14 protein-coding genes and 1 pseudogene are annotated in these 14299 nt (G+C 69.1%); 8 read left to right on the top strand and 7 right to left on the bottom strand.

Annotation, left to right across the window (positions count from 1 at the left end; genetic code table 11):
* Positions 1-50 precede the first annotated feature (50 nt).
* The 5 genes from manD to AB0L53_RS47945 are packed head-to-tail and all read right to left on the bottom strand — an operon-like array spanning position 51 to position 5483.
* The gene (manD, locus tag AB0L53_RS47965; RefSeq protein ID WP_364010055.1) at positions 51-1280 is read right to left on the bottom strand and encodes a D-mannonate dehydratase ManD; all 1230 of its coding nucleotides are present in this window, start codon (positions 1278-1280) and stop codon (positions 51-53) included.
* 48 nt (positions 1281-1328) lie between these two features.
* Positions 1329-2477, bottom strand: a complete 1149-nt coding sequence (dgoD, locus tag AB0L53_RS47960) for a galactonate dehydratase (protein ID WP_364010052.1) — start codon at positions 2475-2477, stop codon at positions 1329-1331.
* Positions 2478-2482: 5 nt separating this feature from the next.
* Positions 2483-3298 carry a carbohydrate ABC transporter permease gene (locus AB0L53_RS47955; protein ID WP_364010049.1) on the bottom strand — a complete coding sequence of 272 codons (816 nt, stop codon included), beginning with the start codon at positions 3296-3298 and terminating at the stop codon, positions 2483-2485.
* Positions 3295-4239, bottom strand: coding sequence for a sugar ABC transporter permease (locus AB0L53_RS47950; RefSeq protein ID WP_364010046.1), 945 nt, complete (start codon positions 4237-4239; stop codon positions 3295-3297). The genes AB0L53_RS47955 and AB0L53_RS47950 overlap by 4 nt, the downstream gene beginning before the upstream one ends.
* Before the next feature lie 2 nt (positions 4240-4241).
* Entirely contained in the window at positions 4242-5483 is a 1242-nt protein-coding gene (locus tag AB0L53_RS47945) for a sugar ABC transporter substrate-binding protein (RefSeq protein WP_364010043.1), read from the bottom strand.
* A 182-nt stretch (positions 5484-5665) separates the two neighbouring features.
* Here AB0L53_RS47945 and AB0L53_RS47940 point away from each other — a divergent pair, with 182 nt between their 5' ends.
* The 4 genes and pseudogenes from AB0L53_RS47940 to AB0L53_RS47925 all read left to right on the top strand — a co-directional run bounded on the left by AB0L53_RS47940 (position 5666) and on the right by AB0L53_RS47925 (position 7938).
* Positions 5666-6427 carry a FadR/GntR family transcriptional regulator gene (locus AB0L53_RS47940; protein ID WP_364010040.1) on the top strand — a complete coding sequence of 254 codons (762 nt, stop codon included), beginning with the start codon at positions 5666-5668 and terminating at the stop codon, positions 6425-6427.
* Positions 6428-6487: 60 nt separating this feature from the next.
* A complete protein-coding gene (locus tag AB0L53_RS47935) occupies positions 6488-6838 on the top strand; it encodes a hypothetical protein (RefSeq protein WP_364010038.1) in 351 nt (116 codons plus the stop codon).
* A 253-nt stretch (positions 6839-7091) separates the two neighbouring features.
* Positions 7092-7529: pseudogene (locus AB0L53_RS47930) on the top strand (sugar ABC transporter permease); the annotation flags it as partial.
* Positions 7530-7659: 130 nt separating this feature from the next.
* Positions 7660-7938 (top strand): alpha/beta hydrolase, encoded by a 279-nt coding sequence (locus AB0L53_RS47925; protein ID WP_364010243.1) that lies wholly within the window; start codon positions 7660-7662, stop codon positions 7936-7938.
* A gap of 57 nt (positions 7939-7995) precedes the next feature.
* Here AB0L53_RS47925 and AB0L53_RS47920 read toward each other — a convergent pair whose 3' ends face one another.
* Complete coding sequence (locus AB0L53_RS47920) at positions 7996-8970, bottom strand: LLM class flavin-dependent oxidoreductase (RefSeq protein ID WP_364010035.1); 975 nt, start codon at positions 8968-8970, stop codon at positions 7996-7998.
* 63 nt (positions 8971-9033) lie between these two features.
* On the opposite strand from AB0L53_RS47920, the gene AB0L53_RS47915 reads away from it, so the two are divergent.
* Positions 9034-9705, top strand: a complete 672-nt coding sequence (locus AB0L53_RS47915; RefSeq protein ID WP_364010032.1) for a TetR/AcrR family transcriptional regulator — start codon at positions 9034-9036, stop codon at positions 9703-9705.
* A gap of 19 nt (positions 9706-9724) precedes the next feature.
* Here the strand turns inward: AB0L53_RS47915 and AB0L53_RS47910 are convergent, their stop codons facing one another.
* Entirely contained in the window at positions 9725-11254 is a 1530-nt protein-coding gene (locus AB0L53_RS47910) for a carboxylesterase family protein (protein WP_364010030.1), read from the bottom strand.
* Between the two features lie 69 nt (positions 11255-11323).
* Here AB0L53_RS47910 and AB0L53_RS47905 point away from each other — a divergent pair, with 69 nt between their 5' ends.
* The 3 genes from AB0L53_RS47905 (at position 11324) to AB0L53_RS47895 (ending at position 14078) form a co-directional block, all read left to right on the top strand.
* Positions 11324-11923, top strand: coding sequence for a helix-turn-helix domain-containing protein (locus AB0L53_RS47905; RefSeq protein ID WP_364010027.1), 600 nt, complete (start codon positions 11324-11326; stop codon positions 11921-11923).
* Positions 11920-13554, top strand: coding sequence for a CocE/NonD family hydrolase (locus AB0L53_RS47900; protein WP_364010024.1), 1635 nt, complete (start codon positions 11920-11922; stop codon positions 13552-13554). Before AB0L53_RS47905 ends, AB0L53_RS47900 begins: the two co-directional genes overlap by 4 nt.
* Positions 13555-13655: 101 nt before the next feature.
* Positions 13656-14078, top strand: coding sequence for a hypothetical protein (locus AB0L53_RS47895; RefSeq protein ID WP_364010021.1), 423 nt, complete (start codon positions 13656-13658; stop codon positions 14076-14078).
* Positions 14079-14299 lie beyond the last annotated feature (221 nt).

Here is a 14299-nt window from a genome sequence, read left to right as displayed (position 1 = left end):
TGTCGACTTGCCCATGGCCCGGATCACCGCGTCGGCAGGACCCGCTGCGTTCACCAGTCATGGACGGTGCCGTCCGTGAGCCGGTTGAACGGCAGGTACGCCGGTTGGTACGGGAATCGCGCCGCGGCCTTCTCATCGAGCTCCACGCCGAGTCCCGGCAGCCCGCCGGGGTGCAGATAGCCGTCGGTGAAGCTGAACGACTGCTGGAACACCTCGTTGGTCGCCTGGCCGTGCTGCATGTACTCCTGGATGCCGAAGTTGTGGATCGCCAGGTCCAGATGCAGCGCGGCGGCCATGCCGACCGGCGAGATGTCGGTCGGGCCGTGGATGCCGGACTTGATCTGGTACTGGGCGGCGTAGTCGAGCAGCTTCCGCATGGCCGTGATCCCCCCGGTGTGGGTGACGGCGGAGCGGACGTAGTCGATGAGCTGTTCGCGGATCAGGGTCTGGTAGTCCCACACGGTGTTGAAGACCTCGCCGATGGCCAGCGGAGTGGTGGTGTGCCGGCGTACCAGGCGCAGCGCCTCCTGATTCTCGGCCGGCGTACAGTCCTCCAGCCAGAACAGGTCGTACGGCTCAAGGGCCTTGCCGAGCTTGGCGGCCTGGATCGGGGTCATCCGATGGTGCCCGTCGTGCAGCAGCGGCAGCTCGGGCCCGAACTCGTTGCGCACCGCCTCGAAGACGCCGGGCAGGTGGCGCAGGTAGGCGCGGGTGTCCCAGTCCTCTTCGGCGGGCAGCGCCGTACGCTGGGCCGGCTCGTAGTCGTACCGCTTGCCGTCGACACTGGGCTGGGCGGCTACTCCGTACACGGCATTGATGCCAGGTACGGAGGTCTGCACCCGGAGCGACCGGTAACCCATCTCCAGGTGCCGGCGGATCGAGTCGAACAGCTCTGGCAGGTCCCGGCCCGAGGCGTGCCCGTACGCCATGATCCCGTTCCGGGAGGCTCCGCCGAGTAGTTGGTAGAGCGGCATCCCGGCGGCCTTGGCCTTGATGTCCCATAGCGCCACGTCCACGGCCGCGATGGCGGCCATGGTGACAGGCCCGCGCCGCCAGTACGCCGAGCGGTAGAGGAACTGCCAGGTGTCCTCGATGCGATGCGGGTCTCGCCCGAGCAGGAGGGGGACAACGTGGTCGGCCAAGTACGACGCGACCGCCAGCTCCCGCCCGTTGAGTGTGCCGTCTCCAAGCCCGCTGACGCCCTCATCCGTCGTGATCTTGAGGGTGACGAAGTTGCGGTCGGGGCTGGTGACGACAACGTCCGCTGCGATGATCTTCACGCAGATGCCTTTCTCACAGGTGGTGGCGGAGAAGTCGAGGGATCACGCTCACCATTCCGCGTAGGAACCGTCCCGGTGCCGCCAGATGGGGCCGCGCCAGGCGTGTCCTGTTTCGCCGGCGGAGCGGACCGCCTGATCGTCGACCTCGATACCCAGGCCGGGCGCGGTGAGCCGCTCGACGTACCCGTCCACGAAAGCCAACGGGGTCTTGTCGAGGCAGTAGTCGAGCACCTCGGCGCCGCGGTTGTAGTGGATGCCGATGCTTTGTTCTTGGATGAGGTAATTCGGCGTGGCGAAGCCGATCTGCAGGCAGGCCGCGAGGGCGATCGGGCCAAGCGGGCAGTGCGGGGCGAGTTGCACGTCGTACACCTCGGCGAGGGTGGCGATCTTGCGTACCTCGGTGATACCGCCGGCGTGCGAGAGATCCGGCTGGGCGACCGCGATGCCGGCTTGGAGGACGGGCAGGAACTCCTGCCGGCTGTAGAGCCGTTCCCCCGTCGACACCGGGATGGTGGTCGAGCGGACGAACTCGCCGATGAGGTGTGAGTTCTCCGGGACGACCGGCTCTTCCAGGAACAGCGGCCGATACGGCTCCAGCAGCGGCGCCAGACGGCGGGCGTTGGCCAGGGTGAACCGCCCGTGCAGGTCGACGGCGACGTCGCGGTCGTCGCCGAGCACCTCGCGGGCGGCGGCCACCCGGGCGACCACGCCGTTCAGTTCGGCGACCGAGGCGAGCGGGCTCATCTTGCCGGAGGCGTTCATCTTCACCGCGGTGAGCCCGGCCTCGACCTGGGCGGCGATGTGGTCGCGGACCTCGCTGGGCTCATCGCCGCCGACCCAGCCGTACATCCGGATCCGGTCTCGTACCGGACCGCCGAGCAGCTGGTGCACCGGGGCGCCGAAGTGCTTGCCGGCGATGTCCCAGAGGGCCTGGTCGAGGCCCGCCACGGCGCTCGCCAGGATCGGACCGCCCCGGTAGAACGAGCCCTTGGTCAGCACCTGCCAGTGATCCTCGATGCGCAGCGCGTCCCGGCCGATCAGCAGCTCCGCGAGCTGGTCGATGGCGGCGCGGACGGTCTCGGAGCGCCCTTCGCAGGTGGCCTCACCCCAGCCGACGATCCCGGAGGCGCTCTCCACCCGGACGAAGAGCCAGCGGGGGGCGACGAGAAAGGTCTCTATGCGGGCGATGGTCGTCATGCCGGTCAGCCCTTTGTCGCGCCGGCGGTGAGGCCGGAGACCACGTACTTCTGCACGAACAAGGCGATCAGCATGATCGGTACGGTGACCACGGTGGCCGCGGCCATCAGACCGCCCCAGTCGATGCTGGCGTAACCGACGAAGTCGAAGATCGCCACGGGCAGGGTCTTGGTGTCCGCGTCGGAGAGCACGAGCGCGAACATGAAGTTGTTCCAGGAGAAGATGAACGACAGAATCCCAGCGGTGGCGATACCCGGTACGGACAGGGGCAGCAGGATGCGGCGGAACGCGCCGATGTGGGTCAGCCCGTCGACCAGCCCCGCCTCCTCCAGTTCCTCGGGCAGGCTGTCGAAGTAGCCCATCATGATGTAGACCACCAGCGGTAGCGCGACGAACATGTGGCTGAGGATCAGCACCCCGAAGCCGCCGACCATCTTCAGGTTGGAGAAGACGTAGTACCAGGGCACCAGCAGCGAGACGCCGGGGATGACCCGGGCCATCAGCACCACCAGCGCGGACTTCCGCATGTTGAACCGGCTCATCGAGTACGCGGCCGGCAGGCCGAGGATCAGCGACGCCACGGTGGCGGCGAACGCCACCCAGAGGCTGTTGACGATGAACTCGACGTAGTTGGCCTGCTGGAGCACCTTGGCGTAGTTGTCCATGGTGGGCGAGAAGGCCAGCGCCTTGCCCGGGTCGTAGATGTCGACGTTGGTCTTGAACGACGCGGCGATCATCCAGAGCAGCGGTGCGAGCAGCGAGAGCACCACGAAGGTGAGTGCCACCACCCGGAAAACCCGGTACGCGGGACGGGGCTTCATCGCTTGGCCTCCTTGCGCCGGGCGGTCAGGGCCCACATCGCCCCGATGATGATCAGGAAGAAGAGGATGAGGACGGTGGAGGAGACGCCGTACTCGTTGTAGTCGAAGCTGAGGCCGTAGGCGTACACGTTCAGTGTCTCTACCTCGTGGAACGAACCGCCGCCGCGGCCCTTCGTTGCGTAGAGGATGTCGAAGGTCTTCAGCGCGTCGATGCCGCGCAGCAGGATCGCCACGGTCAGCGTGGGCCCCAGCAGCGGCAGGGTCACGTGCCGGAAACGCTGCCAGGTGCTGGCGCCGTCGATGCGCGCCGCCTCCTGCGGCTCGTCCGACAGTGAGGTGAGCCCGGCGAGCAGGATCAGTGTCACCATCGGTGTCCACTGCCACACGTCGATGAAGATCGTGGTGGGCAGGGCCGTGTGCTGGCCGGCGAGCCACGGCTGCGGCCCGATGCCGACCCAGCCGAGGATCTGGTTGGCCATGCCGATGTTCGGGTCGAAGATGAGCCGCCACATCATGCCGACCGCGACCGGGGTGGCGACGAGCGGCATCAGGATGGCGACCCGGACCCATCTCTGCCCTTTGAACGGCCGCCAGAGCAGCAGGGCGATCGCCATCCCGAGGACCACCTCGAACAGCAGCGCGACCACCGTGAACGTGGCGGTCCGTCCTACGGCGGGCCAGAACCGGCCGGTGTCCGTGAAGACGTCGAGGTAGTTCTGGAAGCCCACGAACTCGCTCTCCGCGCGGACGGACCCCTCGGCGTCGGTCAGGCTGAGATAGCCGGTCCAGGCCAGTGGGAACACGATCAGCGCGGTGACGAAGGTCATCGCGGGCGCGGCGAAGAGCCACTTGCGGTGGTCATTGACCCAGCGCACCCAGCCGGGCGTTTGGGAGGCGGTCGGGGCGCTGCGCGGCGCCTTGGCGGTGGTGATCGTTGCCATACTTACTTGGCCTCGTCGTCCAGGAACTTCTGGAATGCGGCGTTGGCCGTGTCAGCGGCCGCCGCGGCGTCCTTGCCGGTGATCGCGTCGACGATCGGCTGGCCGACGATCTCGCGGGCCTCGGGAACCTTCACGACCAGCGGCCGGTCATGGCCCACCCCGGCCTTGGTGCTGGCCTTGATGGCCTCCACCAGGTCCTTCGGGAAGGTCGAGGTGCCCTGCGGGTTGGCCCAGACGGAGCTACGGGCGCCCGGCACGCCGGACGTCTGCTGGCTGAGCGTCTGGGCCTTGCCGGTGGCCCACTCGATGAACTTCCAGGCGTTGCCCTGGTTCTCCGAGCTGGAGTTGATGCCCAGTGCCCACGACGGGATGTTGTACGGCTTCGAACCGGCCGGGCCGGCCGGGAACGGCGCGAAGCCGACCTTGTCCGAGATCTTGGACTTGGCCGGATCGGTGGCGTTCTTGTAGAGCGAGTTGGCCTCGGTGTAGAAGGCGGCCTTGCCCTGGGTGAAGATGGCCATCGCCTCGGGCCAGCCCATGTCGGTGCTGACGTTCGCCGGGCCGGAGTCTTTGATCAGCGCGCCGTAGTAGGCGTACGCCTGCTTGGCCGCGTCGCTGTTGACCGCGGCCTTGCCGCTGCCGTCCACGAAGTCGCCGCCGAAGCTGTAAAGAAAACTGGAGAACTGGGTGACCGCCGGCGACTTGCCGGTACGGGCGACGAAGCCCGCGACGTCCGCCTGGGCCGCCTTGACCTTGGCGGCGGCGGCCTTCAACTCGTCGAGGGTCTTCGGCGGAGCGCTCAGGCCGGCCTTGGCGAGCAGGTCCTTACGGTAGTAGAGGACCTCCTGCTCGGTGATGATCGGGACACCGACCGGCTTGCCGTCGTATGTGGTGGCCTCCACCGGGCCGGCCTGGAAGTCGCTGAAGTCCCAGTCCTTGTTGGCCTTCACCTGGTCCGACAGGTCGGTCAGGTATTTGTTCTTGGCGAAGAGCTTCCCCTCCTGCAGGGGGCGGTACATCATCACGTCGATGTCGGACGAGCCGGCGTTCAGCTTGACGTTGTACTGATCGGAGAGCTGGTCCTCGCCGAGTTGAGTGACCTCGACCTTGAGCCCGGTCTGCTTCTCGAACTCGGGCAGGCTCTTCTTGATGTTCTCCGTCCACACGTGGTTGGCCAGGGTGACCCGGACCGTCTTGGACGCACCGGCGTCGTCACCGCCACCGCCACAAGCGGACAGGCTCATGGCGACAACCACGGCCAGAGAAGTACTGAATATCGATCGACGTTGCACGTCATCTCGCCTTTCTGTCATGGCCGCCGCCCGGAAGAGCGCCACACTCTCGTAACATCGGCTTAATTCCGGGATGCTAGGACAAAAAAGCGGATTTATTCAAGAGCCGGCCTTCAACTGATATGCTTTATGTCGTGAATCAGTCCTCCCCAGAGGGTGCCCCAACCCAGCCCTCCCCTCCCGAGACTGGGCTACACGCACGCGTCCTCGACCACCTCGGCACCGCCATCTGCAGCGGCGATGTGGCCGCCGGTTCCGTCCTGAGCATCGACGACCTGGTCGACCGCTACCAGGTCTCCCGCTCGGTGATCCGCGAGGTGCTGCGGGTGCTCGCATCCATGGGACTCATCGAGACCCGGCGCCGGGTCGGGATCATGATCCAGCCCGCCGAGGGGTGGAGCGTCTTCGATCCGCAGGTGATCCGCTGGCGGCTGGCCTCGGCCGGGCGGATGGCGCAGATGCGCTCGATCACCGAGCTACGGACCGCGATCGAGCCGCACGCCGCCTGGTTGGCCGCCGAGCGGATCGACGACGACGAGGCGAGCGAGCTGGTCGGCCTCGCGGCCAAGATGTGGGCCGCGGGGAAAGCCGGCGATGAGCCGCGCTTCCTCAACCTGGACATCGAATTCCACCGGCGGGTGCTGGCCGGCTCCGGCAACGAGATGTTCGCGAAACTGCAGCTGATCGTCGCCGAGGTGCTGGCCGGCCGGCACCACTACCACCTGATGCCGCACAACCCGGACGAGAAGGCGTTGCAGCTGCACACTGACGTGGCCCAGGCGATCCAGCGGCGCGACGGCGAGCGGGCCCGGGAGGCCATGGTGGGGATCATGGAGCAAGGGTTCGCCGAGATGAAGTCCATGTGGGAGCAGACCGTCGAACCAGGCGGCGCCTGATCGGCGACGAGCCGACAGCGCCTGCTCTTGCGCCGGAGACCTGGACTAGCGTCTGGACACATGTCCGGCGAATTGATGACGGAGTCGACCCGCCGCCGGCTGTCCGACCGTGATCGCGTGCTGCGGGAGATCGCGCTGCTGGTCTCCGATGACCCCCGGCTCGCCGCCGCCTGTACGAGCGCGCTGCTCGGCACCCGATCCGGACGTTCAGGAGCTGCGGCTGCGCATCGGCAAGGCCATCCGCCGCCGCCTGCGGACCGCGCTGAACCCCGATGCCAAACCGAGGCGTCGGACGCCCGAATTCTCCACGCACTGGAGTTCGCGTACGCGGGCGCGCTCGTGCACGCGGGCATGGGCTACAGCTCGTACGCCGACATGGCCGACCGGCTCGCCGGCGAGCTGCTTCTGTAAGCCTCGCCCGCCGGCGCGGACGCGGTCACCAAGGCCGTGCAACCGACGGGGCCGTACCGGGTCAAGGGCGCCAAGCTGCCCGACAACGCCATCCAGGCGGCCAAGGACGTACAGGCCTACATCGACAAGGGCGCCACCTCTCCCGCGCTGGAGTTCGTCTCGCCGATCAAGGGCCCGTCCCTGGAGCAGATCACCGTCGCGGTCGGTTCCGGTCTGACGGCTCCGGCCGAGGGCGCCGCCCAGTACGAAGGTCGTGCTCGGGCTGCTGCTGGGCGTGCTGCTGGCCTCGAAGCTGCGGCTGCGCGGCTTCCTGCGCTCGGTGGTGTTCTTCCCCGTCCTGGTCTCCACGGTCGCGGTCGGCATCACCTTCAGTGTGCTGCTCAAGCCCGACACCGGCCTGGTCAACCGGGTCCTGGTCCTGGCCGGGATCGACGGCGGCGACCGGCTCGGCGACGCCACCACCGCGCTGCTGTCGGTGGCCCTGGTCGACGTGTGGAAGGGCGTGGGCCTGGCCACCGTGATCTACATCGCCGGCATCCTGTCCATCCCGCGCGACTACTACCAGGCCGTGGCCGTGGACGGCGGCAACGCATGGCACCGCTTCCGCCACGTGACCCTGCCGCTGAGCTGGCCCGCCACCTACTCCGTGATCATCCTGTCGTTCATCGGCGGTCTGCGCTCGTTCGACCTGATCTGGACGATGACCCGCGGCGGCCGTACGCGGCGCCGGGCTCGCCGTGATCCGCGAAACCGTCGTCAAGCGCTGGTTCACCCCGGAGTTCGCGTCCGAGAACCCGGACATCGTCCGGCGCTACGGCGCCATGCTCCTCGCCAACGACGCCGAACAGTACGCGCGCGCGTGCGAGATGCTCGCGGCAGCGGACGTACGCGACGACCTCGCCGACGTGACCGCGCCGGCCCTGGTCATCGGCGGCTCGGCCGACGTCGCCACCCCTCCCGCCAGCCAAGAGCTCTACGTGTCCGGCATACGGGGGGCGCGCCTGCTGATCCTCGACGACGTCGCGCACATGGCGACGGCCGCCGTGCCCGCGAAGATCGCGCGCGAGATCATCGGGCACGCCGCGCCCGTCTCCGGCTGATCCCAATGAGCCAGGTGACCGCCGTCGCGCCGACGGCGGTGCGGTCCGCCGGCTCTGTCAGCTCATGACGCTGGGCAGTACCTCCTCTGTCAGGCGGAGGAGCTGGCCCCGCTGGTCCCAGGAGGTGAGGCGGAGGATGAGGTGGGTGGCGCCTTTGTCGAGCAGGGCGCGCAGGTCGGCGGCGCATCGCGACGGCGGGCCCGCGGCGGTCCAGGACTCGATCATCGGCGCGGCGACCTCGTCCTCGTCTTCGTGGGCGGCGATGAACCGGCTCGTCTCGGCCAGGCATTCGGCCCGGTCGTCGCCGATGTTGACGTTGTGCATGGCCACGACGGGGAAGGTCGCGGGGTCGCGGCCGGCGGCGGTCAACTCCTCCCGTAGCCGGGACCACAGTCCTTCGAACAGGCCGGGCCAACTGCCGGCCGTCATCCAGCCGTCCGCGAGCGTCGCCACCCGGCGCAGGGCGCGCTCGGCGAAGCGTGGATCCCACGGGTTGGCCGCGATGAGGATGGGGCAGGGGTCCTGCAGCGGGGTGGGGGCGATGAGAAGGTCCTTGTAGCTGCGGAATCGCCCGTCGAAGTCGATGGGCTCGCCGCTCCACAGCTCGCGGCAGAGCGCGATGTTCTCCTCCAGGCGAGGTGCGCGTTCTCGATCGGGCACGCCGAAGTGCGCGCCCTCCCTCGCACTCACCCCGTCGCCGACGAGTCCCGTGCAGGCGCCCAGGATCATCCGGCCTCCGGAGAGGTGGTCGAGAGTGGCCCATTGGTAGGCGGTGACGGCGGGGTCGCGCAGCGGGAAGCTCGCCATGCAGGACGTGCCGAGCCGGACCCGCTCGGTCATCGCGCTCAGGGCGCCAAGGAGGGACAGCGCGTCGGGGCGCGGCTGGGCGGTCAGGCTGTCGCCCACCCAGACCGAACTGAGGATTCCGCTCTGTTCCGCGGTCACTCCCAGCTGAAGGAGTTCGCGGATGCCGCCGAGGCCGAACAGGGCGCCTCGCTGCGGGATGAGCAGGCCGAACCGGGTGTCGAACATGATCCCTCCGTAATCCAACAGTGTTGGTTTTGGCTAGGATCGTAGCAAGCAGAAGGAGACGGTGTGGCGAAACCTCGGCGTGGCAGGCCGGCCTCAGGCCCGCATCTGACCGTCGCGACGCTGGTCGCCGCCGCTCGCGAGCTCGTACGCGAGGAAGGTGTGGACCGGCTGAGCATGCGCCGCCTGGCGGCCCGGCTGGGCGTGGACGTCTCCTCGCTCTACTGGCACGTCACCAGCAAGGAGGCGCTGCTCGACCTGGTCGCCGACGACCTGCTGAGCGAGGCGCGCTGGCCCGACCCCGCACTGCCCTGGCGGGAACGACTGCTCGGCGCGTTGACCGAATACCGCAGGCTGCTGCTCGACCACCGCGACGCCGCCCGGATCCTGGCCGGGCGCTGGGTACTCGGCCACAACACGCTGCGCAGCCTGGAGGCCATGCTGTCGGCACTGCTGTCGGCCGGACTGGACACGCGTGCGGCCGCTCAGGTGGCCTTCCTGCTCAACAGCTACGTGACCGGCTTCGTCCTGCAGGAGCTGAGCCCCATGAACTCCGCCGAGGCCGAGGGAGCCGACCCCGGCGAAGTGCTGGCCCGCATGAACGCCACCCTCAAAGCGCTACCGGCCGACGAGTTCCCCAGCCTCGTCACGGCGGCCGACCACCTGACCGCCCGCACCGGCGACGAGCGCTTCGAGCGCGGGGTGACGCTCATGCTGGCGGGTCTCACCGCCTTGTGACTGCTTGCCCTTTTGGGCCTCAGGCGGTCAGCAGGGGAAGTGGCTCGAAGGTGTGGTCCTGCCACAGGCGGCGCGAGGTCTCCTCGGGGTAGGCGGTGACGGACGGTGTCGTGTCGAAGACCTGGGTCAGGCGTTGCCGGGGGTCGTACGCGGGCCAGCCCGGGTCGCCCGTGGCGGCGAAGGCCGTCCAGGCCGGGCGGATCCGCGCCGTCAGCGCGCGGGCCTCGGTGGTGTGCTCCGGGCCGATGGCCACCGGGCCGAGGTGGGCGTCGTAGGTGCCGAACAGCAGCGGGCCGTCCAGGCCATGGCAGGCCCGCAGCAGTCCGCCTGTGCCCGGGGACTGCCAGGTCAGGTCGTACAGGTACGCCTGCCCGCCCCCGGCGACCTGGGCCTCGGCCAGATGCAGCGTCGGCATGCGGAACAGCCAGTCGCTCTGCACGAGCTCGAACAGGTCCTCGGCGGACGCGTCCGGGAACGCCGCGCGGTAGGCACGTTCGCCGTCCTCTCCCGGACCGTAGCGCCGCAGCGTCTGCGCCGCCTGCTCCTCGGTTACCTTGCCGAACAGGTTGCCGAGGAGCAGGAACGTCCGCCACTCGTCGCGGTTGTGGCCGATGATCAGCTCCACGTCCCGTCCCGCGCCGCGGGCCAGTCCCTCCCAGGGCGTGACCGGCAGCACCTCGCCGTCCACGACGGGAGAGTACAGGGACAGAGTGTGCGCGAAGGAGCCCCAGCGATCCTCGTACTGCGGCATCTTGGCCGTCAGCGCCTGGCCGACCGCCGGGAGTTCCCGCGGATCCACGCCGGACAGTTCCTCGGCCGTCGGGCGCAGGCCGGCTTCGGCGGCGATGGCCGCCCCGACGTCCCGGGCCAGGGCGCCGGAGAGGAACGTGCCCGGCATGCTCTGCCCGACAGCCCGCTGGAACAGGCCCGCCGCGCTCGGCATGACCATCAGCGAGGCGATGGACCCGGCGCCGGCCGAGTCACCGAGGATGGTCACCTGGCCGGGGTCTCCCCCGAAGGCAGTGATGTTGTCCCGCACCCATTCCAGGGCGGCGACCTGGTCGAGCAGACCCCGGTTGGCGGGCGCGCCCTCGATGCCGGCGAAGCCTTCGATGCCCAGGCGGTAGTTCAGCGACACGAACACCACGTCGCCGTCGCGGACGATGTGCCGGGCGTCGTAGCCGGGGCTGCCGGAGAAGCCGAGCTTGTAGGCGCCACCGTGGATCCACACCATCACCGGGCGGCGGGCGGCCGGGTCCGGGGCGGGCGTCCAGACGTTGACCGTCAGCCAGTCGTCACCCGGGCCCTTGAACGTGAAGAAGTCTCCGCCGCCGCGACCACCCATGTCCGTGTCCTGCGGGACCGGCGGGCCGAACTCGTACGCCTCTCGTACGCCGTCCCAGCGGCGCGCCGGTCGCGGCGCCTGGAAGCGGGCCGCGCCGAGCGGGGGTTCGGCGTACGGAATACCGCGGAAGACGGCCAGGCCGTCCTCCGTACGGCCGCGCACGACGCCGGCGGTGGTGCGGACCTCGGGTTCGACTACGGACATCGCTGGCCCCCCTTAAAACGACTGATTTAACAGTTGTCTATTTTCTAACACATGTCTAGGGTTGGCGCCGTGCAAGTCAGACAAGACCGCCGGGTGCTCCGCTCTCGCGCCGCGCTGATGGCCGCCGCGGTACGCCTGGTGTCCGAGCGCGGCACCACGGCCCTTCCCGTCGGTGATCTCTCCGATGCCGCGAACGTCAGCCGGCAACTGGTCTATCTGCAGTTCGGCGACCGTGACGCACTCCTCGTGGCGGCCGCGGCAGACCTGGTAGAGCGGGAGCTCATTCCGGAGGCGGGCGACGACGGCGCGCCACGTCGCGCGCGCGTGCTGGCGATGGCCCGGCACTTCGCCCGGCACCGGCCCTTCTACCGCGCGATGCTCACCGGATCCTGCGCCTTCCCCATGACCAGGGCCCTGAACAGGCTGTTCGGCTCGCTCATCACCACGACGGGCCTGCGGGAGGTGTTCGGCGACCTCGACGACGGCACGGCGCGGGACCTGGCGACGATGATCACCGGCGGCACCGGCGCGATCGTCAACGACTGGGTGGTCGACGCCGACGACCCCCTCGACCCCGAAGAACTCACGGACCGCCTGCTACGCCTCTCGACGGCGTATGCCCGCGGCCTCCCCGCCCTCGCCCCTTCCACCGGAAGCCACCCCCGATGAACCTGAACAGCCACCTCGTCCAGCGCCTCCTGCGTCTGCCCCCGCCCCTCACCAGGGATCTGATCGTCGAGCGCGACCTGCGTGTCCCGATGCGCGACGGGGCCACTCTGCTGGCCGACCGCTGGACCCCGGCGACAGGAGGCGACGGCCTGCCGACCGCGCTCATCCGCATCCCCTACGGCAGATCCGGTATGACCGCGGCGCCGATGGTCCGGCCGCTGGCCGAACGCGGCTTCCAGGTCCTCATCCAGAGCACCCGAGGCACCTTCGGCTCCGACGGCCCGTTCGACCCGCTGCGCCGCGAGCGCGAGGACGGCCTCGACACTCTGGACTGGGTGATCGAGCAGCCTTGGTTCGGCGAGTCGATGATCCTGGTCGGTGCCAGTTACAGCGGCTTCACCCAGTGGGCGGTCGCCGACGCCGCGCCACCCCAGGTCAAGGCCATGATCCCGGGGGTCTCCGAATCGGCCCTCACCCTGGACTTCCTGCACGGGGACGCCTTCTCCCTGGAGACCCCGTTCGTCTGGGGCGTACAGGTGGCCGGCCAGGAGCGCAGGTTCGGCATGCTGCGCCAGGTACTGAGCGGGAAGAAGGTCCAGCGCGCCCTGCGCACGCTCCCCTTGAACCAGGCCGACACGACCGCGATCGGCCGCCACTACGACTACATCCAGAACATCCTCGTCCACGACGCCGACGCGCCGTTCTGGCGGGACCTCGACCACCGCCACCGGGTCGCGGACATCACCGTGCCGGTGAGTACGGTCGGCGGCTGGTACGACATCTTCCTGCCCGGCCAGCTCCGCGACTACCGGACCCTTCAGGACGCCGGACGCTCGCCCGTCCGCCTCACCGTCGGCCCCTGGGCCCATATCTCCATGGGAGTCGGCCACACCTACACCGCCGAGGCCCTCGACTTCGGCCTGGCCCTGGCCAGAGGCGAGCAGCCGGCCGAGCGCGCCCCGGTACGCCTGTTCGTCATGGGCGAGGACAAGTGGCGCGACTTCCGGTCCTGGCCACCGCCGGGGTACGACCCCCAGCGCTTCCACCTTCAGCCGGACGGCGCCCTCGGCACCGAGCCACCCGCCGACTCCTCCCCTGACGGCTACCGCTACGACCCGGCCGACCCCACCCCCGCCGTCGGCGGCGTCCGCATGGCCTTCGGCGAGAAAGCCGGGCGCGTCGACAACACCGCTCTCGAGGCCCGCCCCGACGTCCTCACCTACACCACTGCCGCGCTGGACGGCGACCTCGAGGTCATCGGCGACGTCAGCGCCGAGATCTTCTTCCGCTCCAGCCTCCCCTTCGCCGACGTCTTCGTCCGGCTGTGCGACGTCGACGCCGACGGCCGCTCGTACAACGTGTGCGACGGCCTGATCAGCCTCACCGGCGCCGACGACACCTGCGCGGCGGAGGTGCGGATGTGGCCGACCGCGTACCGCTTCAAGCGCGGGCACCGCATCCGCGTCCAGATCTCCAGCGGCGCCTTCCCCCGCTACAACCGCAACCCCGGCACCGGCGAACCCCGCGCCACCGCCACCACCCTCCATACCGCCGACCAGCAGGTCTTCCACGACCCGCGGCATCCGTCGGCGGTGCTCCTCCCCATCCGCCGGATGACGTCGGCGGTATAGGCGGAAAAGTCCGGGCAATGACCGGTGCAAGCCCTGGTGACGGCAACCGCGCGTTGTGAGGCTGGCTGCAAACCGCTCTGTCGAACTCACGGGGAGATTCGATGCAGACAGCAGGCAAATCCCGAAAAACACGGTCCACGGCCCGCGTCCTGGCGACAGCGACCGTACTCGCGACATCTCTCGCGACCACCATCTCACCCGCATCGGCCAGTACCAGTGCCACCCAGGCGGCTGTGGCCCGCGCTCCAGCCGGTGTCAGCGTCTGCCTCGGGCTGTGGGCCGCGTACAACGCCATCCTGCTCAGGCACCTGGGGGGGCGTTGCAGCCCCCTGGGCACCTACCACATCCACGTCTGGGGCGGCGGCCGCGACATCAACTATCCGACCTACACCTACAACAGCACCATCAGGGAATTCTCCTATACCTGGCCGGTACCCCAAGGGACCAACATCTGCGCCGAACTCTGGTACCACAAACCCGGCGGCGGCTATGAAAGCTGGGGCCTTCCCTGCGAAGAGATGTGACCTCCCGCCATGACAAGCGACTTCACAGGCCGGATGGTCGGCGTCTCCTGCTCCGACGGCGAACTCGCCCTCCACTCGTTCATTTACACCGGCACGGACGAACCCTGAAAGGAGGTGGGGTGGGGGGGCGGGCCCCCCACCGCCGTGGGGGCCCAGGTGGCGGGGCGGTGGTGGACGCCGGAGTCCAACCCGTTGGAATTGTTCGGGTCCGGGTGCAGGTG

This window comes from Nonomuraea sp. NPDC052129, from assembly GCF_040680095.1.
Classification (GTDB): Bacteria; Actinomycetota; Actinomycetes; order Streptosporangiales; family Streptosporangiaceae; genus Nonomuraea.
The sequence above is the reverse complement of the archived record's forward strand: the minus strand, read 5'-3'. Positions and strand labels throughout refer to the sequence as shown.